Origin of the sequence: Variovorax sp. OK605 (assembly GCF_900115445.1) — a bacterium.
Lineage (GTDB): Bacteria > Pseudomonadota > Gammaproteobacteria > Burkholderiales > Burkholderiaceae_C > Variovorax.
Map to the genome: position 1 here is coordinate 11,924 of NZ_FOWL01000008.1, position 24,772 is coordinate 36,695.

A 24,772-nucleotide genomic window follows, 5' to 3' on the forward strand; every position below is an offset into this window, starting at 1 on the left:
AAACGGAGACGATGACATGCAACAACACCAGAATTTTCTACACCGTCGCAGCCTGCTCGGCGCCGCGGCGGCAACGGGCGCGCTGTGGTGCGCCAGGGGAGCAAGTGCCATGACCGAGAGCGAGATTTTTCCCGTCGTCGAGACCGCCAACGGCCGCCTGCGCGGCCTCATGTCGGGCGGCATCGCGGTGTTCAAGGGCGTGCACTACGGTGCCGACACCGCGGGCGCCAACCGCTTCATGCCGCCCGCGCCGGTGGCGCGCTGGGCCGGCGTGCGCGACGCCACGGCCTACGGCAACTACGCGCCGCAGATGCCGGCCGACCGCCGGCGCGCCTATGCCGACCTGATCATGTACGACCTGCAGCCCGGCGGCATGGGTGAAGACTGCCTGGTGATGAACATCTGGACGCCCTCGGCTTCGGCCAGCAGCGGCCATGCCGCCAGGCGGCCGGTGATGGTGCACCTGCACGGCGGCGGCTACTACGCGGGCTCGGGCAACTCCGCGCAGTTCGACGGCGAGATGCTGGCGCGCTTCGGCGACGCGGTGGTGGTCACGCTCAACCACCGGCTCGGTTCGTTCGGCTTCCTCGACCTGTCGGAGCTCGGCGGCGCGCGCCATGCGCAGTCGGGCGCGGTGGGCATGCTCGACATCGTGGCCGCGCTCGGCTGGATCAAGGAGAACATCGCGGCCTTCGGCGGCGATGCGTCGCGCGTGCTGGTGTTCGGCCAGTCGGGCGGCGGCCTGAAGACCAGCACGCTGATGGCGATGCCTTCGGCGCGCGGCCTGTTCCACCGCGCCGGCGTGATGAGCGGCTCGGCCCTGCGCGTGACGCCGCAGGACGCCTCGCGCAGGGCGGCCAGCGAATTCGTGGCCGCGCTCGGCATCGGCAAGGACCCGCTGCGCCAGCTGCAGTCGCTGCCGATGCACACGCTGCTGGCCGCGCAGGTGACGATGGAGGAGGCCGACCGCGCCAAGGGCGAGGCGCCGCGCTCGTTCTCGCCCGTGCTCGACGGCACGGCCATTGCGCGCCATCCCTTCGACCCCGACGCGCCGGCGCTCTCGGCCGAGGTGCCGATGATCGTGGGCACCGTGCTGGACGAGCGCGCCTACCGCATGGTCAATTTCAACCTCGACGAAGCGGGGCTGCTCAGGTTCGTGGAGGCCCGCGCGGGCGGCGATGCGCGCAAGGTGCTCGCGATGTACCGCGACGAAGACCCGGCCGCGTCGCCCTACGTGCTGCAGGCGCGCATCGACACCGACATGAGCTTTCGCCGCGCCGCGCAGGTGCAGGCCGGGCGCAAGGCGGCCGCCGGTGCGGCGCCGGCCTACGCCTACCTGTGGAAGATCGCCAGCCCGGCCTATGGCGGGCGCTACGGCGCGCCGCACGGCACCGACATCGGGCCGAGCCTGCACGACATCCGCAACGGGCTGAACGGCCCGAGCGCGGAAAACGTGCGGCTGGCCGACCAGCTGGCCGGCGCCTGGGTGGCGTTTGCCGCCACCGGCGACCCGAACAACGCGCGAACGCCGCGCTGGCCCGCGTACTCGGTGGCGCAGCGCGGCACGCTCGTCTTCGAGGGCGACAGCAGCCGCACGGGCGCGCAGGACGATCCGCGCAAGGCGTTTCGCGAGTACTGGGGGGCGCACTGATGAATGCCTTCACCGACCACGCGGACCACACCGACCACGCCAACCGTGGAGTGCCCGCCGCGATGCCCGATGCCCCCCGCGCCGAACTGCCGCTGTCCCGCTACAAGGTGCTCGACCTGAGCATCGCGCGCGCCGGCCCCACCGCCGTGCGGCTGCTGGCCGACTGGGGCGCCGACGTCACGCGCGTCGACCCGCCGTCGGACCGCGGCTCCGTCACCGGCCGCCGGCGCGGCTCCGACGAGCAGAACCTGCACCGCAACAAGCGCAGCGTGTGCCTGGACCTCAAGAAGCCGCAGGGCGCCGAGGTGCTGCGCCGGCTCATCGCGCGCAGCGACGTGGTGGTCGAGAACTTCCGCGCCGACGTGAAGGAGCGCCTGGGCCTGACCTACGAGCAGCTGCGGCGCCTGAATCCGCGCATCATCCTGGCGAGCATCTCGGGCTTCGGGCAGGACGGCCCGTACAGCGACCGGCCCGGCGTCGACCAGATCGTGCAGGGCATGTGCGGGCTGAGCTCTGTCACCGGCGAGCCGGGGCGCGGGCCGGTGCGCGTGGGCATCGCCATCTCGGACACCACGGCGGGCATGTTCCTGGGGCAGGGCATCCTGCTGGCGCTGCTGCACCGCGAGCACACGGGCGAGGGCCAATGGGTGCACACCTCGCTGCTGGAGAGCATGCTCAACAAGCTCGATTTCCAGGCCGCGCGCTACACGGTCGACGGCGAGGTGGCCGCGCAGCAGGGCAACTCGCACCCCACGCTCGCGCCCATGGGTACCTACCGCGCGCGCGACGGCATGATCAACATCGCCGCCAGCACCGACCGCATGTGGGCCGGCTTCTGCGAGGCGCTGGACGGGGGCTCGCTGCTCGCGCACCCCGACTACCGCGAGCCCGCTTCGCGCTTCGCGCACCGCGTGCAGCTCGACGCCGACATCAACGCGCTGACCTCGCGCTTCGACACCGCCGAGCTGGTGGCGCGGCTCAACCCGGCGGGCGTGCCCTGCGGGCCGATCTACGACATCGGGCAGGCATTCGAGGACCCGCAGGTCAGGCACCTGCGCATGACGCGCCCGGCCACGCACCCCGCGCTGGGCGAGCTGGCGCTGCTGCGTTCGCCGATCAACCTGTCGGCCTTCGCGCATCCCGAGCACTTTCACCACGCGGGCCCCGACCCGGGCGAGCAGTGCGACGCCTTGCTGGGCGAACTGGGCTACGACGCGGGCGCCATCGAGGCGATGCATGCCGCGGGGGCCGTGGCATGAGCGCGCGCATTGCACGCCGCCTGGCGCTGGCCACGCCGAAGATCGTGGCCGAGGTGGAAGACGGCGTGGGCTGGCTCACCTTCAACAATCCCGAGCGCCGCAACGCGGTGTCGCTGGAGATGTGGAAGGGCCTGGGCGATGCGGCGCAGGCCTTCGAGGCCGACCCCGAGGTGCGCGTCGTGGTGATGCGCGGGGCGGGCGGCAAGTCGTTCGCGGCGGGTGCCGACATCTCCGAGTTCGAGCAGTTCCGCGCCAATGCCGAGCAGAAGGAAGCCTACGGCAGGATCGCCGCGCGCGGCCAGCAGGGGCTCGCGCAGCTGAGCAAGCCGCTGGTCGCGATGATCGAAGGCTTCTGCATCGGCGGGGGGCTCGCATTGGCGCTGACGGCGGACATCCGCTTTGCCACCGCCGGCTCGCGCTTCGGCATTCCGGCGGCCAGGCTGGGACTGGGCTACGAGTACGCGGGCATCGCGGCGCTGGCGCGGCTGGTGGGGCCGTCGGCCGCGAAGGACATTCTTTTCAGCGCGCGCTTCCTCGCGGCGGACGAGGCGCTGCGCATCGGCCTGGTGAACACCGTGGTGGAAGACGGGCGGCTGGCCGAGACGGTGCGCACGTACGCGCTCGGCATCGCCGCCAACGCGCCGCTCACGGTGCACGCCGCCAAGGCGGCGGTGCGCGTGTTCGAGAGCTACTCGGCCACGCCCGAGGCCGACGCCCTCGCGCCGCTGGTCGACCGCTGCTTCGACAGCGACGACTACCGCGAGGGCCGCCGCGCCTTCATGGACAAGCGCACCCCGGTTTTCAAAGGACATTGAGCATGGACATTCCCGGACTGACGATCGACGGCGCGGTGGCGCGCATCACGCTGCGGCGCCCCGGGCAGGCCAACCGCCTGGAGCCCGACGACCTCGCGGCCATTGCGGCGCACATCGAGACGGTGAATGCACGGCCCGAGGTGCTGGTGCTCGTGCTGCAGGCGCAGGGCAAGTACTTCAGCAGCGGCTACGACATCGGGCGCATCGGCGCGTCGCGCCACGTGGCCTTCGACGAGGTGGTGAACGCGATGGAAGACGCGCGGCCCGTGACGCTGGCCCTGCTGCAGGGCAGCGTCTACGGCGGCGCGACCGACTTCGCGCTGGCCTGCGACTTCCGCCTTGGCGCGCAGGGCATCGACATGTTCATGCCGGCCGCGCGGCTGGGCCTGCACTTCTACCAGCGCGGGCTGGAGCGCTACGTGAGCCGGCTCGGGCTGGACAACGCCAAGCGGCTGTTCCTCACGGCCGAGCGCATCGACGCCCAGGAGATGAAGGCCATCGGCTTTCTCACCCACCTGGTGCCCGCGACGGAGCTGGCCGCGGCGGCGCAAGGGCTGGCCGGCACGCTCGCGGCGATGGCGCCCATTGCATTGATCGGCATGAAGAAGCACCTGAACCGCATCGCGCGCGGCACGCTCGACGAAGGCGAGTTGCGCGGCGACATGGTGCGCGCCGCCGAATCGGCCGATTTGCGCGAAGGCCAGCGCGCGTGGGCCGAGAAGCGGCCGCCGCGCTTCACGGGCACCTGAGCCGCTCAGGGTGCCGAGCGCACCCCGTGTTCAGTGGCTTCCGGTGGCCTTCAGGGGCTGGCCGGCGTGGCGAGCGGGGCGATGCCCGCACCGCCGCGCAAGCGCCGAACCTGCAGCCCCACGCCCACCAGGTACAGCACGAACAGCACGCCCGTGATCGCCTTGAGCGCGGGCGCGTCCGGGCTCGACAACACCGGCGCGCCCAGCGGCAGGCGCGTCAGCGTCTCGGTGAAGGCCGGGATCCAGTGGAAGAGAAAGCTGGCCGAGAACGCGATGGCCTCGACGTAGCGCGCGGACTTGCCGAAGAGCGCGCCGCGGCCCGCCAGCGCACCCACCGCGAGCGCCACCAGCGTGATAATGCCCAGCGCATGCGGCTTGCCGAAGCCGCCGTGCTGGAAGATGCCGAAGCCGGTGAGGCAGGTGAGCACGGTGGTCCAGACGAACACCCGGCCGAGGCCGGAGCGCATCGTGATCTCTTTGTAGCGCAACAGGGCCCAGAGCCCCGCTGCGACTGCGACCAGGCTGATCGCCGTGTGAACCGTGCCGAGGGACGTGAGTCCCAGCCATCCAGTGGGTGCCATGCGGAGCTCCTCGTGTCGTGGTGCGGCATTCTGGCGCGTTGCAATGAATTTGTGTGATCTGGGAGGAAATGAGTGCCAAAGACCCTGCTTTACCGGCTTGACACATGCGCCAAGCACAATCGGGGTCATGAGAAGGTTCTTTTCGCGTGTCCTGCTGTCCGCGCTTTTCCTGGCACCGGCCGCGGCACTCCTGGGCGGCTGCGGGCCGGACTCGGCACACGGCGCGAGCGCATCGGCAACCGGCGCGGCGGCCGAGCTCAAGTGGGAAGAGCTGATTCCCAAGAGCTGGGACCCGACCAGGCGCTACCGCAACATCAGCCTGGAGGCGCTGCGCGACAACGATCCGCGCGCGATCCAGATGCTCGACGAGATGCGCGCCGTCTGGGACAACGCGCCGGTGAACGTGGCGCTCGACGGCAAGCCCGGCAAGCTCGCGGGCTTCGTGGTGCCGCTGGACGCCACGCAGGACGGCATTCGCGAGTTCCTCCTGGTGCCGTACTTCGGCGCCTGCATCCACACCCCGCCGCCGCCCGCCAACCAGATCGTGCACGTGATCGCGCCCGCGCCCGTCAAGGGCCTGCATGCGATGGACACGGTGTACGTGAGCGGCACGCTGAAGGCGGCGCGCTACGCGTCGGCGGACATGGGCGTGAGCGGCTACGAGATCGCCTCGGCCGCGGTCGAGCGCTTCACGCCGAAGCAGCCGCAGTAGATCGCCGTACGGTGAGCCCCGGGGCGTGGCCGCCGCTCAGGTCATGCGCTGCGAGAGAAAGTCCAGGAACGAAGTGATGCGCGCCGACAGCTGCGTGTTGCGGTAGTACACCGCGTTGACGGGCTGGCGCACGTCCGCCGTCTCCTTGGCCAGCACCTGCACCAGCGCGCCGCTTGCGCGGTCGGCGATCGTCATGAAGTCCGACAGGCACACGATGCCCACGCCGGCCAGCGCCAGCTGGCGCAGCGTCTCGCCGCTGGAGGCCATCACCGCGGGCGCGATGGTCCATTCGTCGCCGTGCACGCCGCGCAGCGGCCAGCGGTTGAGCGACTCGGGCTGGGTGAAGCCCAGCAGCGCATGCCCGGCCAGGTCTTCCACCTTGCGCGGCTTGCCGTGCGCCTCGAGGTACGCGGGGCTGGCCAGCACGCGCAAACGGTGCGTGCCGAGCGGGCGCGCATGCAGCGTGGAGTCGCGCAGCGGGCCGATGCGAATGGCGATGTCGGTGCGCCGCTCCAGCAGGTCGATGGGCAGGTCGTCGGTGTCCAGCTCGAGGTCGATCTGCGGGCAGAGCTGCCGGAACTCCGGCACCAGCGGCACGATGGCGTGCAGCATGAAAGGCGAGGCCGCGTTCACGCGCAGCCGGCCGGCCGGCTGCTGGCGGCGCGCGGCCATCTGCTCCTCGGCGTCGTCGATGGCGTCCAGGATGGCGCGCGTGCGCTGCAGGAAGGCGGCGCCTTCCTCGGTGAGCTCGAGCCGGCGCGTGGTGCGGCGCAGCAGCGTGGTGTCCAGCTTCTGCTCGAGCCGGCTGAGCGCGCGGCTGATGCCCGAGACGGTCTGCGCGAGCTGCTCGGAGGCGGCCGTGATCGAGCCCGTGTCCACCACCGTGCGGAAGGCGACCAGTTCTTCGATGGTGGTTTTCATCGGCGGCGAGGGCTCGGGCGGGGATCAGACGGCGGTGGGCTCGTTCACCGGCACGTCGATGCGCGGCATCAGCGCTGCGAGCGCCTCGCCGTCGGTGCGGTAGCTGAAGAGCATCGGCCCCGGCGCCAGCAGGCCCGCGCGTTCCAGCACCTGCAGGGCCGGCAGCTTGAGGCCGCTCAGGTGCAGGCGCACGCCCTTGGCTTCCATCATCCGGCGGATCGAGCCGAACACCTCGGCGCCGGTGATGTCGATGCGGTTGATGGGCTGCGCGAACAGGCACACGTCGGTGAGCTCGGGCCGCTCGGCCAGCGCCACGGTGAGCGCGCGCTCGAGCGTGGAGGCCGAGGCGAAGTCGAGCTCGGCGTCCATGCGCAGCGCATAGAGCTGCGGCGCCAGCGGCGGCAGCTTCCACAGGTTGCGGTCGCGCAGGCTGCCGTCGGGGTGCAGGCCCACTTCGATGATGCGCGGGTGCAGGTGGCGATACATGTAGTGCGCCATGCTGGCCAGCAGGCCGCCCAGCACGCCCCAGTAGATGCTGGGCGCCGTTGCGATGGTCAGCACGAAGGTGCCGAAGGCGATGCCGGCCTCGATGCGCGACACGCGCCACAGCGCCTTGAAGCTCGCCGGCTTCACCAGCCCCAGGATGGCCGTGACCACCACCGCCGCCAGCACCGCCTGCGGCACGTGGTACAGCAGCGGCATGAGCCACAGCAGCGCGCCGGCCACCACCACCACGCTGAACAGCGTCGCCCAGCCGGTCTGCGCGCCCGCATACAGCGTGATGGCCGAGCGCGAGAACGACGAGCTGGTGGGAAAGGCGCCCGTGAAGCCCGAGGCCAGCTTGGCCAGGCCCTGGCCGATCAGGTCCTGGTTTTCGTTCCACAGCGTGCCGGCGCGCGCGTTGTCGACCTTGGCGCTCGACGCGGTTTCCAGGAAGCTCACCAGCGTGATCATCAGCGCCGGCAGCACCAGCGCGCTGAAGGTGCCCAGCGGCAGCAGGCCGGGCCAGTAGAACGAGGGCAGGCCCGAAGGCAGGCTGCCCACCACCGCGCCGCCGCGCAGCGCGTAGTCGACCCCCCAGCTGATGGCGGCCGCGCCGGCCACCAGCGCCATGGTGGTCGGAAAGCGCGGCAGCATGCGCTTGCCGAGCCACAGCACCGCGATGCTGCCCAGCCCGAAGGCGATGGCCACCAGGTCGGGCAGCGGCCCGCCTTGCAGCACCTGAGGAATGGTGCGGCCCGTGAAGCCCAGCAGCGCGGGCAGCTGCGAGATGGCGATCAGCACCGCCGCGCCCTGCGTGAAGCCGATGAGCACCGGCGAGTTGACCAGCCGCAGCAGCCAGCCGAAGCGCCCCGCGCCCAGCACGATCTGGATGGTGCCGGACATCAGCGTGAGGCACACCGCCATGGCCACCCACTCGTCGCTGCCGGCCACCGCCAGCGGCGCGAGCGAGGCGCCGACCAGCAGGCTGGTGAGCGCCGTGGGCCCGACCGACAGCCGCTGCGACGAACTGAACATCACCGCGATGAGCGCCGGGAACAGCGCCGCGTACACGCCCGTCACCAGCGGCATGCCGGCCAGCGCGGCATACGCCACGCCTTGCGGGATGACCATCAGCGCCACGGTGATGCCGGCCATCGCCTCGTTGCGCAGCAGCGCGGCGGAAGGGCGCGGCCAGGCGAGGCAGGGAACCCAGCGCGCGAGGCGCTGGCGAAGGGAGGGAGAGGGGGCAGCCGGGGTCATGGACGTTTGCGGGCGCACGAAAGCGCGCGAAAAAATGGCGGCAGGCCCGTGCGCGGTGCGCCGCGCGGGGAACGGGCGAGCCGCCTGCAGGGATCAGATCAGCGAAGTGGCGTTCTTCAGCACGTAGTCGCAGGCCTTGGTCTTGACCTTGGAGGACAGCAGCTTGAAGTTCAGCGTCTGGCCGTCGCCGCCCTTGAGCAGGCCCTTGGCGCCGCTGTTGAAGCCGGTTTCCTGCGGCTTCTGGCCGGTGATCTTGGCGAGCAGCTTGTCTTTCACCGAGGCCGCGTCGCCGCCCAGGTAGTTGTTCTTCACGCAGTACTGCAGCACGCCGGCCGCGTTGCCCATGGTGCTGGAGCCGATGGCGGGCATCTTGAAGCCGAGGTTGCCGAGCGCGGAGGCGGCACCGCCGCCTTGCGCGCCCTGCGTGGATTGCGCGTTGGCGCCGGCGGCTTCGCCGGCCTTTTCCTTCAGCTGGTCGAGCAGGTTGTTGGCCTGCGCCGAGGCGCCCGCGGCGAGCAGGGCGAGGGCAATGAGGGTGGAGCGAGCATGCATGGTGGTCTCCTGTGGGAAGCGGCCACCAGCATAACGGACGCGGCAGGGGGCGAAGACCGCCCGGGCTGCCTGTTTGTCCGCTTTGCCCTCCTGTTTCTTACTTGGTGCGCGCGGGGCGCTTCTCCAGCAGCGGCGTGCTCGTGCCCTGCACGCCCACCAGGCCCAGCACCGTCACCAGCGAGTTCTGCGCGCCCTTCCAGCCGTCGGTCACGTCGATCCATTCGCTCAGTGCATGGAAGCCGCCGGTCTTGCCGCCGCCGCCGATGATGATGGCCGGGATGCCCAGCGACATGGGCACGTTGGCGTCGGTGCTGGCGCCGGTCAGCAGCGTCTTGTGGCCGAAGGCCGTGTTCGAGCGCGTGGCGGCCTCGACGATCACCGTGTCCGACTGCGTGCGGCCACCCGGGCGGTCGCCGATGAGCTTGGTGCTCACGCTCAGCGTGGTCACGCCCCAGCGCTTGTTTTCCTCGACCACGGCTTCGTCGATGGCGGCCAGGATCTTCTTTTCGGTTTCGAGCAGCGGCGCCATCTCGTCGGAGCGGATGTCCACCGCCATGCGCGCGTCGGGCGCGATGGTGTTGACCGAAGTGCCGCCGCCGACCGTGCCGACCGTGAAGGTGGTCTTGGGGAAGGTCGGCGTGCGCACGTCGGCGATCTTGGCGATGGCGCGGCCCATGCCGTGGATGGCGCTGGGCACCTGGCCGAAGGCGCCGAAGCTGTGGCCGCCCGGGCCCTTGAAGGTCACTTCGTAGCGGTGCGAGCCGGTGCCCAGCATCAGCACCGTGCCTTCGGGCGCGGGCTCCAGGCCGACCATGCCGTCGATGTCGAGGTTGTCGCGGAAGATGGCCTTGATGCCGCGCAGGTTGCCGAGTTCTTCCTCGCCCACGTTGCCCACGAACAGCAGGTCGCCCACGGTCTGCACCTTGTTGTCGTTCAGTACCTTGAGCCACGACAGCAGCACCGACAGGCCGCGCGTGTCGTCGGAGATGCCCGGCGCATGGAGCTTGCCGTCGCGCTCCTTCACCTTCACGTCGGTGCCGGCGGGGAACACGGTGTCCAGGTGGGCCGAGATGAGCAGCTTCGGCCCGTTGCCCGTGCCCTTGCGCAGGCCGACCACGTTGCCTTCGGCATCGATCTTCGCGTCGGCCAGGCCCAGCGCCTTCATGCGCGCGAGGAAGGCTTCGGCGCGTTTCTGTTCCTTGAAGGGAGGGGCCTCGATCTCGGTGAGCATCTTCAGGTCTTCGACCGAGCGGTCGTGGTCGGCCTTGACTGCGTCCAGCAGTTTCTGGATGGCGGGCGAGGCCATCAGCTGGGTGTAGGCCTTGTCGACGTCGGGGCGCACCTGCGCGGGCGTGGCCGCGACGGCGCCGGTCTGGGCATGGGCGAGGCCGGCCGCGGCGGATGCGATGGCCAGCACGAGCGGGGCGAGGCGAAGGGACCGCAGAGGGCGAAGGGGCGCTGGACGAGACATGGTGGGCAGGAGTCCTGGGAAGTGAGACAAAAAACGGGCAAGGGGGCGCGCCGCCGGCGCGGCGTCGTCAGCAATTCTTGCGAGTGTGCTAGGCGCCTGCTCTGGTTTAATCTTAGGCGTCGTCAGTTTTTCTAACGACGCGCCCGCTTCATCTGCTTCACCTGCTTCACCCGCTTCAATCCACCCTCGTCAATCTTCCATGGTCACCATGCGCCGCCACATCCCCAGCACCCGCGCGCTGCTGATCTTCGACGCGGTCGCGCGCCACCACGGCGTGGGCAAGGCCGCGGAGGAGCTGTGCCTCACGCACAGCGCGGTGAGCCAGCAGCTGCGGCTGCTCGAATCGCAGATCGGCGTGCGGCTGGTGCAGCGCACCGCGCGCGGCAGCGAGCTCACCGAGGCCGGGCGGCGCTACCACGGGCAGATTGCCGGTGACCTGCTGCGCCTGCAGAACCACACGCTCGAAGCCATGGCGCAGCGCACCGACGGCCTGCGCCTGCTGGTGGGCGCGGTGCCGGTGCTGGCCGAAGGCTGGCTCACGCCGCGGTTGCCGGAATTCATTGCGCAGCACCCGGGCTGCAGCCTGCACCTGCAGGTGTTCCCGACCGGCCTCTACATGGACGACGTGCCTTTCGACGTGGGCGTGCAGTACGACGACGCGGTGTGGCCCGGTGCCAACGCGCAGCCGCTGATGGGCGAGTCGTGCGTGGCCGTGTGCTCGCCGAAGGCGAAGGGCCGCGCGGCCATGGCGCGCGGCGACTTCCGGGCCGCGCCGCTGCTGCAGCTGCGCACGCGCATGGGCGCGTGGGAAGAGTGGTTTGCCCAGACGGCGCATGCGCGCGCGCCGGACAACCTGGTGGCGGGCCACCGCTTCGACCTGTTCTCGTCGCTGGTTGCGGCGGTGCGCGCCGACCTGGGCGTGGGGCTGGTGCCCGAGTACTTCGTCGAGCGCGAACTGCGCACGGGCGAACTGGTGCTGGCCTGTCCGCACCGGGCGCCATCGAGCCGGGGCTACAGCGTGTTCGTGGCGCCCAGTCGCACGGACGATGCGCTGGTGAGCGCCTTCGTGGTGTGGCTGCGCGCGGCGGCGGCCGGGCCGCAGGGCTAGGCCGCGCGGCGGAACAGCAGCACGGAGTTCGTGCCGCCGAAGGCGAATGAGTTGCTGATGGCGGCTTCGAGCGACGGCGCCGCGGTGTCGCCGGGCGCCACCAGGTTCAGCGGGCACGCCGCATCGGCCTGCGCGCAGTGCGCGTTCGGCGGCAGTTGCCGGTTGTGCAGCGCCAGCACGGTGATGAGCGCCTCGATGGCACCCGCCGCACCCAGCATGTGGCCGTGCAGGGCCTTGGTCGAGCTGACGCGCAATGCGTCGAAGTCGCTGCCCCACACGTCGGCCAGCGCGTTGCGCTCGACCACGTCGCCGATGCGCGTGGCCGTGCCGTGCGCGTTGCAGTAGCCCACGTCGCGCGGCTGCAGGCCAGCCAGGCGCAAGGCGGTGCGCAGGGCGCGGGCCTGGCCCGGGGCGTCGGGTTTGGTGAGGTGGGTGGCGTCGCTGCTCAGGCCCCAGCCGGCCAGCGTGGCGTAGCTGCGGGCGCCGCGCGCGCGGGCGCGCTCGGCCGATTCGAGAATCAGGAAGGCCGCGCCTTCGCCAAGCGCGAAGCCGCTGCGGTCGGCCGCGAAAGGCCGCACCGCGCTGCCGGCTTCACCGGGCTGGAAGGTGGCCAGCGTCTGCATGGCCTGCCAGGCCACGACCACGCCGGGCACGATCAGCGCTTCGCTGCCGCCGGCAATGGCGATGTCGACTTCGCCGCGCTGCACCGCCTTGGCCGCTTCGGCGATCGCCGCGGACGACGAGGCGCAGGCCACGGAGTAGGTGAGCACGGGGCCTTGCACGCCCTGGCGCATGGCCACGTGGGCGGCCGGTGCGTTGGGCATGAAGGCCGGAATGGTGAGCGGCGACACGCGGCCGTTGCCGCGGTAGGCGGCCTCCAGCGCCGCCGCGCCGCCCATGCCGCAACCGGCGAAGACGCCGATGCGCTCGGGGTCGGCACTGCCGGCGGCCAGGCCCGCGTCGCGCATCGCCAGGTCGGCGGCAGCCACGGCCAGTTGGCTCACGCGGTCGACGCCGGCGAGCTGCAGCTTGGTGAACCAGCGCGTCTCGTCGAAGGCGACGGTGGCCGCGGCGGCAGGCTTGGGCAGGTCGGGAAAGACGGGCTGGATGGCCGAGCGGCCTTGCAACAGGGCCTCGAACAGGGCGCCGGGCTCGTCGCCGTGCGGCGCCACGACGCCCAGACCGGTGACGGCGACCTGGTGGTTCACGCTGTCTTCGCGGCCCGGACCTTGTCGACCAGCAGCGCGAGTTCGGCCAGGGTGTCGATGTTCGCGTCTTCGTCGGGCATGGTGATGCCGAAATGGTCTTCGATGGCGAAGAGAAACTCGGCGAGGGCGAGCGAGTCGAGCCCGCCGGTTTCCCTCATCGATGCCTGAGGGTCGAGCTTCGACGGTTCGATGCCGTACTTCTCGTGGATCAGGTCCTGCAATTCCTTCAGCGAACTCATCGTGCAATGCCTGTCGTCGTCATGTGCCGCTGATCGATCGCCACCCGTTCAGGGTGTGCCGTTGAATCGATCCCTTCCTCGTCGGCCAGTGGTGATTGTGATCAATGATTGCCGATGATATCCGCTCTCACCCGAGGGACATCCCTTGGCGGCGCTTTCCCGGCCGCCAGCGCAGCGAGGGCAACGCAAAGGCCAGGCCCAGCAGCGCGCCGGCCACCACGTCGAGCACCACGTGCTGCTTCACGGCCAGTGTCGAATAGGCGATGGCGGCGAACCACGCCCAGTTCAGCACGCGCCACATGACCGGCGTGCGCGCCTCGCGCAGCAGGTGCTCGACGCGGACGGCGGTGAAGATGGCCACGGCCACGTGCATCGACGGGCAGGCGTTGCCCGCCGCATCCACGCCCTGCAGCATCGCGAAGCCCGGATAGCCCGAGACGTCGATCGACAGCGGCGGTATCTGCGTCGGCCAGAAATAGAAGAGACCCAGGCCGGTCATGCACAGCCCCCCGATCCACAGCCCGTAGACCACCAGTTCCTTGAAGGTCAGCTGCAGCCCCGGCGCCACGCCCACGTACACCCACAGCGACAGGTAGGCGCCGAGCGTGTAGGGCTGGAACGGAATCAGGTGGTCCAGCGCCGTGAGCGGCATCACCGCGACCGGGAACGCCGGGTTGCGCAGCAGGTGGAAGTAGCCGATGAAGAAGAGCCACGTGAAGACCGTGGTGCCCATCGCCTTCAGCAGGAAATGGCGGCGCATGCGCAGCCAGATGTCGGCGGTCCACGTCGAAGGCCGGGCCTCCGGCGCCATGTGCAGGGGAATCTGTGAGTGCATGGTGTCGAGCGCGATCTTGCCAGAGCGGCGTGGCGCGCCGTCCAGTGCGCCGTCCGATGCGACGTGGGCGCCCCTGTGAACGCCCCGCCGCTTCAGGCGGTGGCGGCGCGCTTGCGGTGCTGGAACGAGGTCGGCGAGCGGCCCGTGGCCGCCTTGAACATGGCGCAGAAGGCGCTGTCGGTGGCGTAGCCGCTGGCCGCCGCCACCTGGCTCACCGCCATGCCGCGCGCGAGCAGCGGCAGCGCATGCGCCATCACGGCCTGCTGGCGCCATTGCTGCCAGCTCATGCCGAGCTGGTCGCGAAACAGGCGCGCCACCGTGCGCTCGCTGGCGCCGATGGTGGCCGCGCGTTCGGCCAGCGTGGCGCGGTCGGCCGGGTTGCGCAGCAGCGCCTCGCACAGCTGGCGCAGGCGCTTGTCGGTGGGCAGCGGCACGTCGATGCGGATCTGCGTGGCGCGCTCCACCTCGTCGACCAGCAGCGGCGCGATCATGCGTTCGCGCTGCGGCGCGTGCGGGTCGGCCGGCGGCAGGCCGTCGGGCGTGGTGTCGAGCGCGAGCATGAGCGCGCGCAGCAGCGGGCTGATCTCCAGCACCTCGCATTTTTCCCAGGTCGGCGCGATCCAGGCGTGCAGGTACACGGTGCGCAGCTCGGCGTCCTCGATCAGCGTGATGCTGTGCGGCATGTTGGCCGGCACCCAGAGCGCGCGCGAGGGCGGCACGATGTAGCTGCCGTCCTGCGTGCTCAGGCGGATCACGCCGCGGGTCGAAAAGGTGAGCTGCGGCCACGGGTGCTGGTGCAGCTCGACCAGCGTGTCGGCGCTCAGGAAGTGCTCCTTGGCGCGCAGCGGGCGCACCGCGTCGGGGGCGTAGAGGTGGGGCGTGAGCGGGCCGACGCTGTTCGCGGGGGCGGTGGCCACGCCGCGTGGCCTGGCGTGCTCCGCGGAGGCAGCCGCCGCGGTGGTCGCTGCGTTCGCAAGGTTCGCGGGGATCGCGGGGTTCGCGGAGGAGGTTGAGGCGGCGCTTGGCATGGTTTCGACAAATGTTGTCGCTGTATCGCCATTCTGCCGCGTCCCCGGCGCATAGCATCGCTGCCTGCCCCGGTTTTTTGTAGCAATCCATGTCCTCCACCTCCTCGACAGCCTCCTCGACCGCCGTTCCTCCCACCACCTTGCGCACCGACGCCAAGCTGATCGGGCTGGTCGGCCTGGCCCATGCGGTCAGCCATTTCAGCCAGCTCATCCTGGCGCCCCTGTTCCCCTGGCTCAAGGACGCGTTCAACGTGAGCTACGTCGAGCTGGGCGCGGTGCTCACGGTGTTCTTCGTGGTCTCGTGCATCGTGCAGGCGGCCTCGGGCTTCATCGTCGACAAGCTGGGCCCGCGCCCGGTGCTGTTCGTGGGGCTCGGCGCGCTGGGCCTCGCGGCCTTCGGCTATGCCGCGGCGCAGAGCTACTGGATGCTGCTGGCGTGCGCGGTGGTCGGCGGCATCGGCAACGGCGTGTTCCACCCGGTGGACTACACGCTGTTCAACCGCAAGGTGGCGCCCACGCGCCTGGGCCATGCCTACAGCGTGCACGGCATCACCGGCAGCCTGGGCTGGGCGCTGGCGCCGGCCTTCGTGGTGCCGATTGCCATCGCCTTCTCGTGGCGCGTGGCGCTGGCCTCGGCCGGCGCGGTGGCCATCGTGGTGCTGCTGGTGCTGTGGGTCTACCGCAGCGTGCTGTCGCTCGACGCGGCGGCGGTGCACAAGGCCACGGGGCAGGGCACGGCCGCGCAGGCCGGCGGCGACTTCGACTTCCTGCGCATCCCCGCCGTGTGGATGTGCTTCGGTTTCTTCTTCTTCTATGCCGCCGTGATCAGCGTGGTGCAGACCTTCGCGCCGGTGGCCGCGGGCCATCTGCATGCGGTGCCGGTCGCGCTGGTGGCGATGTGCCTCACGGTCTACATGGTGGCCAGCGCGGTCGGCATGGTGTTCGGCGGCTTCCTGGCGTCGGACCCGTCGCGCTGCGAGCGCATCGTGGGCGCGGGATTCGGCGTGGCGGCCACGCTGGCGCTGGTGCTGGCCTTCGCGGACTTCCCGCCGATCGTGGTGCCGGTGCTGTTCGGCGCCATGGGCTTCGTCTCCGGCGTGGCCGGCCCCTCGCGCGACCTGCTGGTGAAGAAGTCGACCCCGCCCAACGCCACCGGTCGCGTGTACGGCGTGGTCTACGCCGGGCTCGACATCGGCCAGGCCGTGGCACCGCTCGTGTTCGGCCGGCTGATGGACCACGGCCAGTACACCAGCGTGATCGTCGGCCTGGCGCTGGTGCAGGGCGTGCTGATTGCCAGCGCCTTCAACGTGCGCCGCGTGCGCCGCACGGCGCTGGTGCCGGCTTCGGCCTGAGACTGTTTCCCGCAGGGCGGCCGATATCATCGGCCGCATGCAAGCCTTGTATGTCTACGTGATCCTCGGCGCGGTGCTGGCGGGATACGTACAAGGCCTCTCGGGCTTCGCGTTCGGCCTGGTGGCCATGTCGGTCTGGGCCTAGACGCTGGAGCCGCAACTGGCCGCGGTGCTCGCGCTGTTCGGCGCGCTGACGGGGCAGGTGATCGCAGCGCTCACGGTCCGGCGCTCTTTCGACAAAAGCCTGCTCTGGCCCTTCGTGCTCGGCGGCCTGGTGGGCGTGCCGTTCGGTGTCTGGCTGCTGCCGCACCTCGACCTCGTGCTTTTCAAGCTGTGCCTGGGCGTGCTGCTGGTGCTGTGGTGTCCGGCGATGCTGCTGTCGCAGCACCTGCCCAAGGTGGCGTTCGGCGGCCGCGTGGCCGACGGCGTGGCCGGTGCGATCGGCGGCGCGATGGCCGGCATCGGCGGCTTCTCGGGGACCATTCCCACGCTCTGGTGCACCTTGCGCGGTTTCCAGCGCGACACGCAGCGCGCGGTGATCCAGAACTTCAATCTCTCGATGCTGATGGTGGCGTTCGCGATCCACCTGGCCAGCGGCAGCATCTCGCGCTCGACCGTGCCGCTGCTCGGGCTCGTGGCGCTGGCCGTCGCGGTGCCGGTGCTGCTCGGCGCGCGCCTGTACATCGGCATCAGCGAGGCGGCGTTCCGCAAGCTGGTGCTGAGCCTGCTGACCGCCTCGGGCCTGGCGATGCTGGCGTCGGCGGTGCCGGCGCTGTTGCAGCGCGGCTGACCGCAACGGATCGCGATCGATCGCAATCGGTCGCACCCCGCCGGGAACCTTTGCAGGCACCGGTCTTCCAAGCCGGGGCCGGGCGAGTTGCCCGTCTTGTTTTTTTGATTGCGGAGCGTCCCCCCGAAATGCGCCTTTGAGCCTCTCCTGATTCGCTGCGATGCAAGCCTTCTTGCATCGCTCCACAACGAACTCATCGGAGGGCCGCGCATGGCTCATCGCAAACGCATCGCGCGTCCGGCTGCAGGCCCGGACGCTTCGTTCTCTTCTTCCGCTCAAGGTTTCGCGCTCCGCCACGTGGGCCTCGTGCTGCCCGACGGGCGCGTGCTGTTCGACGACATCGACCAGACCTTCCCACCCGGCCGCATCGGCCTCGTGGGAAACAACGGCGCGGGCAAGTCGCGGCTCATGGCGCTGCTGGCGGGCCATGCCTGGCCCAGCGCCGGCGTGGTGCTGCGGCCGGCGCGGCTGGCGCATGTGCCGCAGCACATCGCAACGGCACCGGATGCCAGCGTGGCCGACCTGGCCGGCCTCGCGCAGCCGCTGGCCGCGCTCGCGCGCATCGAGGCCGGCAGCACGGCACCGTCCGATTTCGACGCCGCGGAAGGCCACTGGGACCTGTCGGCCCGCCTTGCCGCGGCGCTCGAAGCCGCCGGCCTTGTGCTCGCGCCGCATCGGCCGGCCGATGGCCTGAGCGGCGGCGAGCGCACGCGCGTGGCGCTGCTCGGCGCGTTCCTTTCAGGCGCCGACGCCTTGCTGCTCGACGAGCCCACCAACCACCTCGACGCCGGTGCGCGGCGCTGGCTGCGCGAGCAGCTTGCCGCGTGGCGCGGCACGGCCGTTGTCGCGAGCCACGACCGCGAACTGCTGGAGGGCATGGACCGCATCGCCGAGATCACGCCCGACGGCCGCCTGCGCACTTGCACCGGCGGCTGGACGGTCTACAGCGCATGGCGCGAGCGCGAAGCGGCCGCCGCGCAGGCCCGGCTCGACCATGCACGCACCGAGCGCGCCGCCGCCTTGCGCGAACTGCGCAAGCAGCACGACGCCCAACAGCGCCGCGCCGCACGCGGTGCGAGCTGGGCGCGCGAAGCCAACCTGGCGGCGATCCACGTGGGCCGTCTCAAGGACAACGCACAGGCCCATGCGGGCCGCGAGAACGAGCGCCAGCGCGACCAGCGCGAGTCGCTGGACAGCGCGGTGCGCGAGGCCGCGGCGCAGGTGAGGGCGGCGCCCGCGGTGGCGCTCGCGCTGCCGGCGTCGGGCGTTCCCGCCGGGCGCCGCGTGCTGCGGCTCGAAGAAGCGGTGCCCGCGCTGCCGCCCGATGCGCGGCCGCTCACGCTGTGCCTGCACGGCCCTGTGCGCGTCGGCATCACCGGCCCCAACGGCTGCGGCAAGACCAGCCTGCTGCGCATGCTCGCGGGCCGCCTGGCGCCGGCGAGCGGCCTTTGCGATGCGCCGCTGCGCTCCGCGTGGCTCGACCAGGGCCACGGCGCCGGCGCCGGCGACGCCCTGCCGCCCGCGCTCTGCGTGCTGCAGCAGCTGCATGCCCTGCGTTCGCCGCTGCCCGATGGCGACCTGCGCACCCGGCTCGCGCTGCTGGGCCTGGGCACACACACCGTGTGCCGCCCGACTTCCGGGCTCAGCGGCGGCGAGCGCTTGAAGGCGGCGCTCGCCTGCGCGCTGTGGGGCGGCCAGCCGGCGGAGATGCTGCTGCTCGACGAGCCGACCAACCACCTCGACGTGGCCTCGGTGCTGGCGCTGGAGCAGGCGTTGCGCGGGTTCCCGGGCGTGATCGTCGTGGTGTCGCACGACCCGCGGTTCCTGTCGGCGCTGGCGCTCACGCACCGGCTCGAGGCGCAGGGCCACAGCTGGGCGCTGCGCGATGTGCGGTAGTGACGTGGTGCCGCGTTGCTGAGGTGCCTACCGCGGCAGCGCCAGCGCGAACGGCAGGCTCACCACGCCGAGCAGCGTCGACAGCGTCACCAGCCCCGCCACGTACGGTCCGTTGTAGCCCATGCGCGCGGCCAGCACGTAGGCGCTGGAGGCTGTGGGCACCGCGGAGAAGGCCATCAGCACCGCGGCCTGCGTGGCGTCCAGGCGCAGCGCGTGCACCAGGCCCCACGCGACCAGCGGCAGGAACAGGTGCCGTATCGACAGCACGGAGACGGCCAGCACCTTGCCCGTGCCCAGCGTCGAGAACTTCATGCCCGCGCCGGCCGCGAGCAGCCCCAGCGCGAGCGACGCCGCGCCGATGCGCGTGAGCGTGGGCGTGGCCCAGTTGGGCACCGTGAAGCCCAGCACGTTGGCCAGCAGGCCGGCCAAGGTGGCGACGATCAGCGGGTTGCGCACCAGCTGGCGCACGAAGCCGGTCTGCGCATGGCGCGTCATCGGCCACACGGCCGCGATGTTGAAGATGGGTACGCACACGCCGATCAGCACGGCGATGAGCAGCAGGCCTTCGGAGCCCGCGAGCCGCTCGGCCAGCGCCAGGCAGATGAACGAGTTGAAGCGGAACGCCACTTGCGTGCTGGCCGCATGGTCGCGCCGGTCGATGTTGGACCCGAGGCCCGGAACATAGGGCAGCGCGTAGGCCATGGCAATGCCGCAAGCGCCGACGCACAGGCCCGCGGTCAGCAGGTTCGACGTGGCACCGAAGTCGAGCGGGCTGCGCACGATCGAGTGAAACAGCAGGACAGGAAAAAGAAAGTAGTAAACCAGGCTCTCGACCTGGTCCCACACGCGGCGGTCGAGGGCGGTGTAGCGGCACAGGAGCCAGCCGATGGCGATGAGGGAAAAGTCGGGGAAGAGCAGCTGGGCGTAGTTCACCGCTTCGAGGATAAACCCGCCCGACCATGGGTAATCCACAGCACGGAAACGAGCCTCCAGCCGCTAGCATCCGGGCTTCGTTTTTTTCGACAACAGTACAAGGAGTAATCGATGCAACGTCGTCAATGGAGCACGCTGGTGGGAGCTGCGGCACTGGCCGCGGTGGCGGGCCAGAGCTTTGCACAGGGCTATCCGAACAAGCCCGTGGAACTGAGCGTGCCGTTCGCACCGGGTGGCACGACCGACATCGTGGCGCGCGTGATTTCCGACCCGCTGGGCAAGGTGCTCGGCCAGCCGGTGGTGGTGATCAACCGCGCCGGTGGCGGCGGCATCGTGGGCGCGGCCGAAACCGCTCGCGCCACGCCAGACGGCTACAAGCTGGGCATTGCCACCGTGTCGAGCACGGCGGCCAACCCGGCCATCAACCCGAAGACGCCGTACGACCCGATCAACGACTTCACGCCGATCATCAACATCGCGGCCACGCCGAACATCATTGCGGTGAACCCGAGCTTCCCGGCGAAGAACTACGCCGAGTTCGTGGCCGAGCTGAAGAAGAACCCCGGCAAGTACTCGTACGCCTCGTCGGGCACGGGCGGCATCGGCCACCTGCTGATGGAGCTGTACAAGAGCCTGACCAACACCTTCGTCACGCACATCCCGTACCGCGGCGCGGGCCCGGCGCTGAACGACGTGGTGGCCGGCCAGGTGCCGATCATGTTCGACAACATCCCCTCGGCCATGCCCTTCATCACCAGCGGCCGGCTGATCCCGATCGTGGTGTCGGCGCCCCAGCGCCTGGCCGCGCTGCCCAACGTGCCGACCTTCAAGGAAGTGGGCCTGGAGCCGGTGAACCGCATGGCCTACTACGGCATCCTCGGCCCCAAGGGCCTGCCGAAGGAAGTGGTCGAGAAGATCAGCGCCGGCGTGAAGAAGGCCGTGGAAGAACCGGCGGTGCGCAAGCGCATCGAGGACACCGGCTCGCTCATCGTGGCCAACACGCCCGAGCAGTTCAGCGCGCAGATCAAGGCCGAGTTCGAGGTCTACAAGGGCGTCGTGAAGAAGCAGAACCTGAAGCTCGACTGAGCCCGCCGCGCCGGCCCGGGATTCTTCCCGGCCCCCCGGAAGCCGCCCGCATGCCGGGCGGCTTTTTTCTTTGCGGGCCCATTCTTTTGTTATCTTGCACGGCATGACAGAGGCCGCCACGCAGACACCCGACATCGACGACTTCATCGACGCCCTCTGGCTCGAGGACGGCCTGTCGAAGAACACCCTGGCCGCCTACCGCCGCGACCTCGCGCTGTTCGCGCAGTGGCTGCGCGAGCAGCGCGACGGCGCGGCGCTGGCTTCGGCGCGCGAGACCGACGTGCAGGCCTACATGGGCGCGCGCCTGTCGACCAAGGGCAAGGCCACCTCGGCGAACCGCCGGCTCACCGTGTTCAAGCGCTACTTTCGCTGGGCGCTGCGCGAGCGGCGCATCGTGGCCGACCCGACCATCCGGCTCATGCCCGCGCGGCAGATGCCGCGCGCCATCAAGACGCTGTCGGAAAAGCAGGTCGACGACCTGCTCGGCGCGCCCGACGTGCAGACGCCGCTGGGCCTGCGCGACCGCGCGATGCTGGAGCTGATGTACGCGAGCGGCCTGCGCGTGAGCGAGCTGGTGGCGCTCAAGGCCATCGACCTGAGCCTCAACGACGGCGTGCTGCGCGTGCTGGGCAAGGGCAACAAGGAGCGGCTGGTGCCGTTCGGCGGCGAGGCGCGGCGCTGGATCGAGCGCTACATCGACGACGCGCGCCCCGACATCCTCGGCGGCCAGCAGACGCCCGACCTGTTCGTGACCGCGCGCGGCGCGGGCATGACGCGCGTGATGTTCTGGATCATCGTGAAGAAGCACGCGGCCACCGCCGGCATCCACGTGCCGCTGTCGCCGCACACGCTGCGCCACGCCTTCGCCACGCACCTGCTGAACCACGGCGTGGACCTGCGCGCGGTGCAACTGCTGCTGGGGCATGCCGACATCTCGACCACCACCATCTACACGCACGTGGCGCGCGAGCGCCTGAAGCAGTTGCATGCCAGGCACCACCCGCGCGGGTGAGCCGCGAGCACCCTTGCACCTCGACCGGGGCGACCGGGGCGACCGGGTCGACCGGATCGGCTCTGCCGGCTGGAGCCTGCCGCGCGCGCAGTGGCGCGAGTTCCCCGCCGAAGGCTCGCACCTCGCGCGCTATGCGCAGGTCTTCGATGCCGTCGAGATCGACACCTCGTTCTACCGCCCGCACCGGCGCGAGACGTACGAGCGGTGGGCGGCCAGCACGCCCGCCGCATTCCGCTTCGCCGTCAAGCTGCCGCAGGCCGTCACGCACGAACGGCGGCTGGTCGATGCGATGGCGCCGTTCGAGGAATTCCTTGCGCAGGCCGGCGGGCTCGGCGACCGGCTCGGTGTGCTGGTGGTGCAGTTGCCGCCCAGCCTCGCGTTCGACGCCGCCGTGGTCCGCCGCTTCCTTGCGGCGATGCGGCGCCGGCATGCGGGCGCGGTGGTGCTCGAGCCACGCCATCGCAGCTGGTTCACGCCGCAGGCCGACGCGCTGCTCGCGGGCTTCGAGGTGGCGCGCGTGCTGGCCGACCCGGTGCTGTTCGACCAAGCCGCTGCGCCCGGCGGCTGGCCGGGCCTGGTCTATCTGCGGCTGCACGGCTCGCCGCGGCGCTACTGGTCGGCCTACGGCGACGCCCTGCTCGCTCGGCTCGCGCAGCGGCTGCGGCTTGCGACGGAGGAGGGCGCGCGGTGCTGGTGCATCTTCGACAACACGGCGGGCGGCGAGGCGGTCGGCAATGCGTTGACGCTGCGGCGTCTCCTGCAGAATCGTCGACCGATCCGAGGAGACACAACATGACCATGACCATGAATTTCAGCTTCGACAAGCTTTGCACCGGCCTTGCGCTGGCCGCCGCCACCGGCCTTGCCGCAGCCCAGGGCTTCCCCAGCGCCAAGCCCATTCGCCTGATCGTCGGCTATCCGCCCGGCGGCGGCATCGACTTTGCGGCGCGCACGGTGCAGGTGCCGCTGCAGGAGGCGCTCAAGCAGCAGCTGGTGGTCGACTACAAGCCCGGCGCGAGCGGCATGATCGCCGCCACCGAACTCACGCGCCAGCCGGCCGACGGCTACACGCTGCTGCTGGCCAACACCGGCCCGTTCGCCATTGCGCCGTACCTGCAGAGCAAGCCGCCGTACGACCCGATCAGGCAGTTCACGTACATCGGCCAGATCAGCCAGGGCAGCTACATCGCGGTGACGCGGCCCGACCATCCGGCCAGGAACCTCAAGGAGTTCGTGGCCTGGGCCAAGGGGCAGCCGGGCAAGGTCAACTTTGCGTCGGGCGGCAACGGCACCTCGACGCACCTGAACGGCGAGCTCATGAACCAGGTGACGGGCCTGGACATGACGCACGTGCCCTACAAGGGCAGCGCGCCCGCGGTGCAGGACCTGCTGGGCGGGCAGACGCAGATCCTCATCGACGCGGGCAGCGTGCTGCTGCCGCAGGTGAAGGGCGGCAAGCTGAAGGCGCTGGCCGTCACCGGCCCGGTGCGCGACCCGCAGCTGCCCGACGTGCCCACCGTGAAGGAGCTGGGCCTGGCGGGCATGGAAGCGGTCGGCTTCCAGGGCCTGGTGGGCCCGGCCAACATGCCGAAGGACGTGGTCGACAAGCTGTCGGGCGAGCTGGCCAAGGCGCTGGCGCAGCCCGACATCAAGGCCAAGTTCGCCACCGCGGGCGCCGAGGTGCATCCGCTCGGCCCTGCGGAGTTCGCGGCCTTCGTCAAGGCGGACAATGAGAAATGGTCCAGGCTGATTCGCGAGCGCAAGCTGCAGCTGGACTGATGCCAACCACGTAACCGATCACATGAATTTCCTAGCTTCCTCGAAGCCCTCGCGCCGCACGGCGACCCGACTCCTGGCCGCCGCGGCCCTGTGCGCCGCTTCCGGCGCGCACGCGCAGGCCGTTCCCAAGACCGTGCGGCTGATCGTCGCGTACCCGGCCGGCGGCGTCAGCGACGTGGTCGCGCGCGCACTCGGCGACCGCCTGGCCGCGCAGATGGGCACCACGGTGATCGTGGACAACCGCGCGGGCGCCAGCGGCGCCATCGGCATGGACGCCGTGGCCAAGGCCGCGCCCGACGGGGCCACGCTGGGCTTCTCGGCCATCAGCCCGCTGGTGCTGAGCCCGCACCTCGGCAAGCTGCCCTTCGACCCGTTGAAGGACGTGGTGCCGGTGGCCAGCGTGATGTATTCGCCGGTGCTGCTGATCGCCACGCCGGCCAGCAAGGCGAAGGACTTTCGCGCGCTGATCGACGACGCCAAGGCGCACCCGGGCGCGGTGCGCTGGGCCACGTCGGGCTCGGCGTCGCTGGGCCACATCGTGCTGGAGCAGCTGCATGCGGCGGCCGGCGTCGACATCACGCACGTGCCCTACAAGGGCGGCGGCCAGCAGCTGAACGACGCTATCGGCGGGCAGTTTGAAATCTTGTCGACCAACGCGAGCCCGACGCTGTCGTCGCACATCCAGTCGGGCAAGCTGCGCCCGCTGGCCGTGGGCGCACCGGCGCGGCTGGAGAGCCTGCCGCAGGTGCCCACGCTGGGCGAGCTGGGCTACAAGGCGGCCAACATCAACTCGCTGTTCGGCGTGTTCGCGCCGGCCGCCACGCCGCCCGCGCTGGTCGCCAGGTACAACGCCGAGATCAACAAGGCGCTGGCCAGCCCCGAACTGCGCGCCAAGCTCACGGCCACCGACAACGTGCCGACCGGCGGCACCTCGCAAGCCTTCGCCAAGGAAATCGCCAGCGAGTTCGAGAGCAACGGCCGCATCGTCAAGGCGGCGGGCATCAAGGCCGATTGAGCCTGCGGGGTCGACTGAGCGTGCTGACGCCCGGGTG

At 70.7% G+C, this 24,772-nt stretch carries 23 protein-coding genes and 1 pseudogene; 14 read left to right on the forward strand and 10 right to left on the reverse strand.

Annotation, left to right across the window (positions count from 1 at the left end):
- Window positions 1-16 precede the first annotated feature (16 nt).
- From BM013_RS20895 to BM013_RS20910, 4 genes are all read left to right on the forward strand, one after another.
- Window positions 17-1,651 carry a carboxylesterase/lipase family protein gene (locus tag BM013_RS20895; protein WP_093129580.1) on the forward strand — a complete coding sequence of 545 codons (1,635 nt, stop codon included), beginning with the start codon at window positions 17-19 and terminating at the stop codon, window positions 1,649-1,651.
- A gap of 62 nt (window positions 1,652-1,713) precedes the next feature.
- Window positions 1,714-2,910, forward strand: coding sequence for a CaiB/BaiF CoA transferase family protein (locus BM013_RS20900; protein WP_093129930.1), 1,197 nt, complete (start codon window positions 1,714-1,716; stop codon window positions 2,908-2,910).
- A complete protein-coding gene (locus BM013_RS20905; protein WP_093129581.1) occupies window positions 2,907-3,725 on the forward strand; it encodes an enoyl-CoA hydratase in 819 nt (272 codons plus the stop codon). Before BM013_RS20900 ends, BM013_RS20905 begins: the two co-directional genes overlap by 4 nt.
- Window positions 3,726-3,727: 2 nt before the next feature.
- Window positions 3,728-4,474: an enoyl-CoA hydratase/isomerase family protein gene (locus tag BM013_RS20910; protein WP_093129582.1), complete on the forward strand. Its 747-nt coding sequence runs from the start codon at window positions 3,728-3,730 to the stop codon at window positions 4,472-4,474.
- Window positions 4,475-4,524: 50 nt separating this feature from the next.
- On the opposite strand, the gene BM013_RS20915 is transcribed toward BM013_RS20910, so the two are convergent.
- Entirely contained in the window at window positions 4,525-5,055 is a 531-nt protein-coding gene (locus BM013_RS20915) for a DUF2306 domain-containing protein (RefSeq protein WP_093129583.1), read from the reverse strand.
- A 127-nt stretch (window positions 5,056-5,182) separates the two neighbouring features.
- On the opposite strand from BM013_RS20915, the gene BM013_RS20920 reads away from it, so the two are divergent.
- The gene (locus BM013_RS20920) at window positions 5,183-5,767 is read left to right on the forward strand and encodes a DUF3299 domain-containing protein (RefSeq protein WP_177225531.1); all 585 of its coding nucleotides are present in this window, start codon (window positions 5,183-5,185) and stop codon (window positions 5,765-5,767) included.
- A 36-nt stretch (window positions 5,768-5,803) separates the two neighbouring features.
- Here BM013_RS20920 and BM013_RS20925 read toward each other — a convergent pair whose 3' ends face one another.
- The 4 genes from BM013_RS20925 to BM013_RS20940 form a co-directional block, all read right to left on the reverse strand.
- Entirely contained in the window at window positions 5,804-6,688 is an 885-nt protein-coding gene (locus tag BM013_RS20925) for a LysR substrate-binding domain-containing protein (RefSeq protein ID WP_093129584.1), read from the reverse strand.
- 24 nt (window positions 6,689-6,712) lie between these two features.
- Complete coding sequence (locus BM013_RS20930; protein ID WP_093129585.1) at window positions 6,713-8,431, reverse strand: SulP family inorganic anion transporter; 1,719 nt, start codon at window positions 8,429-8,431, stop codon at window positions 6,713-6,715.
- A gap of 93 nt (window positions 8,432-8,524) precedes the next feature.
- A complete protein-coding gene (locus tag BM013_RS20935; protein WP_093129586.1) occupies window positions 8,525-8,983 on the reverse strand; it encodes a DUF2501 domain-containing protein in 459 nt (152 codons plus the stop codon).
- A gap of 97 nt (window positions 8,984-9,080) precedes the next feature.
- Window positions 9,081-10,454 carry a M20/M25/M40 family metallo-hydrolase gene (locus BM013_RS20940; RefSeq protein WP_093129587.1) on the reverse strand — a complete coding sequence of 458 codons (1,374 nt, stop codon included), beginning with the start codon at window positions 10,452-10,454 and terminating at the stop codon, window positions 9,081-9,083.
- Between the two features lie 208 nt (window positions 10,455-10,662).
- Here BM013_RS20940 and BM013_RS20945 point away from each other — a divergent pair, with 208 nt between their 5' ends.
- Complete coding sequence (locus tag BM013_RS20945; RefSeq protein WP_093129932.1) at window positions 10,663-11,562, forward strand: LysR substrate-binding domain-containing protein; 900 nt, start codon at window positions 10,663-10,665, stop codon at window positions 11,560-11,562.
- On the opposite strand, the gene BM013_RS20950 is transcribed toward BM013_RS20945, so the two are convergent.
- From BM013_RS20950 to BM013_RS20965, 4 genes are all read right to left on the reverse strand, one after another.
- Window positions 11,559-12,770, reverse strand: coding sequence for a beta-ketoacyl-[acyl-carrier-protein] synthase family protein (locus BM013_RS20950; protein WP_093129588.1), 1,212 nt, complete (start codon window positions 12,768-12,770; stop codon window positions 11,559-11,561). The genes BM013_RS20945 and BM013_RS20950 overlap by 4 nt on opposite strands.
- Window positions 12,767-13,009, reverse strand: coding sequence for an acyl carrier protein (locus tag BM013_RS20955; protein WP_093129589.1), 243 nt, complete (start codon window positions 13,007-13,009; stop codon window positions 12,767-12,769). Before BM013_RS20955 ends, BM013_RS20950 begins: the two co-directional genes overlap by 4 nt.
- A gap of 127 nt (window positions 13,010-13,136) precedes the next feature.
- Window positions 13,137-13,844: a phosphatase PAP2 family protein gene (locus tag BM013_RS20960; protein WP_256221589.1), complete on the reverse strand. Its 708-nt coding sequence runs from the start codon at window positions 13,842-13,844 to the stop codon at window positions 13,137-13,139.
- 92 nt (window positions 13,845-13,936) lie between these two features.
- Window positions 13,937-14,761 (reverse strand): AraC family transcriptional regulator, encoded by an 825-nt coding sequence (locus BM013_RS20965; protein ID WP_093129591.1) that lies wholly within the window; start codon window positions 14,759-14,761, stop codon window positions 13,937-13,939.
- 200 nt (window positions 14,762-14,961) lie between these two features.
- Here BM013_RS20965 and BM013_RS20975 point away from each other — a divergent pair, with 200 nt between their 5' ends.
- The 3 genes and pseudogenes from BM013_RS20975 to BM013_RS20985 all read left to right on the forward strand — a co-directional run bounded on the left by BM013_RS20975 (window position 14,962) and on the right by BM013_RS20985 (window position 18,910).
- Complete coding sequence (locus BM013_RS20975) at window positions 14,962-16,224, forward strand: MFS transporter (RefSeq protein WP_093129593.1); 1,263 nt, start codon at window positions 14,962-14,964, stop codon at window positions 16,222-16,224.
- 37 nt (window positions 16,225-16,261) lie between these two features.
- Window positions 16,262-17,014 (forward strand): annotated as a pseudogene (locus BM013_RS20980) (sulfite exporter TauE/SafE family protein).
- A 210-nt stretch (window positions 17,015-17,224) separates the two neighbouring features.
- Entirely contained in the window at window positions 17,225-18,910 is a 1,686-nt protein-coding gene (locus tag BM013_RS20985; RefSeq protein ID WP_093129594.1) for an ABC-F family ATP-binding cassette domain-containing protein, read from the forward strand.
- 27 nt (window positions 18,911-18,937) lie between these two features.
- Here the strand turns inward: BM013_RS20985 and BM013_RS20990 are convergent, their stop codons facing one another.
- On the reverse strand, window positions 18,938-19,855 hold the full coding sequence (locus tag BM013_RS20990) for an AEC family transporter (protein ID WP_177225539.1): 918 nt from the start codon (window positions 19,853-19,855) through the stop codon (window positions 18,938-18,940).
- Window positions 19,856-19,954: 99 nt separating this feature from the next.
- Here BM013_RS20990 and BM013_RS20995 point away from each other — a divergent pair, with 99 nt between their 5' ends.
- The 5 genes from BM013_RS20995 (at window position 19,955) to BM013_RS21015 (ending at window position 24,735) form a co-directional block, all read left to right on the forward strand.
- Window positions 19,955-20,929 carry a tripartite tricarboxylate transporter substrate binding protein BugE gene (locus BM013_RS20995; RefSeq protein WP_093129596.1) on the forward strand — a complete coding sequence of 325 codons (975 nt, stop codon included), beginning with the start codon at window positions 19,955-19,957 and terminating at the stop codon, window positions 20,927-20,929.
- A 103-nt stretch (window positions 20,930-21,032) separates the two neighbouring features.
- Window positions 21,033-21,941, forward strand: a complete 909-nt coding sequence (gene xerD / locus BM013_RS21000) for a site-specific tyrosine recombinase XerD (RefSeq protein WP_093129597.1) — start codon at window positions 21,033-21,035, stop codon at window positions 21,939-21,941.
- Window positions 21,916-22,737 (forward strand): DUF72 domain-containing protein, encoded by an 822-nt coding sequence (locus tag BM013_RS21005; protein WP_093129598.1) that lies wholly within the window; start codon window positions 21,916-21,918, stop codon window positions 22,735-22,737. The genes xerD and BM013_RS21005 overlap by 26 nt, the downstream gene beginning before the upstream one ends.
- Window positions 22,734-23,720, forward strand: a complete 987-nt coding sequence (locus BM013_RS21010) for a Bug family tripartite tricarboxylate transporter substrate binding protein (RefSeq protein WP_256221590.1) — start codon at window positions 22,734-22,736, stop codon at window positions 23,718-23,720. The genes BM013_RS21005 and BM013_RS21010 overlap by 4 nt, the downstream gene beginning before the upstream one ends.
- Before the next feature lie 22 nt (window positions 23,721-23,742).
- Window positions 23,743-24,735, forward strand: coding sequence for a Bug family tripartite tricarboxylate transporter substrate binding protein (locus BM013_RS21015; RefSeq protein ID WP_093129599.1), 993 nt, complete (start codon window positions 23,743-23,745; stop codon window positions 24,733-24,735).
- Window positions 24,736-24,772 lie beyond the last annotated feature (37 nt).

Excerpts from the sequence above, each read along its gene's own strand:
- BM013_RS20930 (WP_093129585.1), bottom strand. The coding sequence starts at position 8,431 with ATGACCCCGGCTGCCCCCTCTCCCTCCCTTCGCCAGCGCCTCGCGCGC.
- BM013_RS20905 (WP_093129581.1), top strand. The coding sequence starts at position 2,907 with ATGAGCGCGCGCATTGCACGCCGCCTGGCGCTGGCCACGCCGAAGATC.
- BM013_RS20995 (WP_093129596.1), top strand. The coding sequence starts at position 19,955 with ATGCAACGTCGTCAATGGAGCACGCTGGTGGGAGCTGCGGCACTGGCC.
- BM013_RS20975 (WP_093129593.1), top strand. The coding sequence starts at position 14,962 with ATGTCCTCCACCTCCTCGACAGCCTCCTCGACCGCCGTTCCTCCCACC.
- BM013_RS20985 (WP_093129594.1), top strand. The coding sequence starts at position 17,225 with ATGGCTCATCGCAAACGCATCGCGCGTCCGGCTGCAGGCCCGGACGCT.
- BM013_RS20940 (WP_093129587.1), bottom strand. The coding sequence starts at position 10,454 with ATGTCTCGTCCAGCGCCCCTTCGCCCTCTGCGGTCCCTTCGCCTCGCC.
- BM013_RS20955 (WP_093129589.1), bottom strand. The coding sequence starts at position 13,009 with ATGAGTTCGCTGAAGGAATTGCAGGACCTGATCCACGAGAAGTACGGC.
- xerD (WP_093129597.1), top strand. The coding sequence starts at position 21,033 with ATGACAGAGGCCGCCACGCAGACACCCGACATCGACGACTTCATCGAC.
- BM013_RS20910 (WP_093129582.1), top strand. The coding sequence starts at position 3,728 with ATGGACATTCCCGGACTGACGATCGACGGCGCGGTGGCGCGCATCACG.
- BM013_RS20920 (WP_177225531.1), top strand. The coding sequence starts at position 5,183 with ATGAGAAGGTTCTTTTCGCGTGTCCTGCTGTCCGCGCTTTTCCTGGCA.
- BM013_RS20925 (WP_093129584.1), bottom strand. The coding sequence starts at position 6,688 with ATGAAAACCACCATCGAAGAACTGGTCGCCTTCCGCACGGTGGTGGAC.
- BM013_RS20960 (WP_256221589.1), bottom strand. The coding sequence starts at position 13,844 with ATGCACTCACAGATTCCCCTGCACATGGCGCCGGAGGCCCGGCCTTCG.
- BM013_RS20915 (WP_093129583.1), bottom strand. The coding sequence starts at position 5,055 with ATGGCACCCACTGGATGGCTGGGACTCACGTCCCTCGGCACGGTTCAC.
- BM013_RS20945 (WP_093129932.1), top strand. The coding sequence starts at position 10,663 with ATGCGCCGCCACATCCCCAGCACCCGCGCGCTGCTGATCTTCGACGCG.
- BM013_RS21010 (WP_256221590.1), top strand. The coding sequence starts at position 22,734 with ATGACCATGACCATGAATTTCAGCTTCGACAAGCTTTGCACCGGCCTT.
- BM013_RS20895 (WP_093129580.1), top strand. The coding sequence starts at position 17 with ATGCAACAACACCAGAATTTTCTACACCGTCGCAGCCTGCTCGGCGCC.
- BM013_RS20900 (WP_093129930.1), top strand. The coding sequence starts at position 1,714 with ATGCCCGATGCCCCCCGCGCCGAACTGCCGCTGTCCCGCTACAAGGTG.
- BM013_RS21015 (WP_093129599.1), top strand. The coding sequence starts at position 23,743 with ATGAATTTCCTAGCTTCCTCGAAGCCCTCGCGCCGCACGGCGACCCGA.
- BM013_RS21005 (WP_093129598.1), top strand. The coding sequence starts at position 21,916 with ATGCCAGGCACCACCCGCGCGGGTGAGCCGCGAGCACCCTTGCACCTC.
- BM013_RS20935 (WP_093129586.1), bottom strand. The coding sequence starts at position 8,983 with ATGCATGCTCGCTCCACCCTCATTGCCCTCGCCCTGCTCGCCGCGGGC.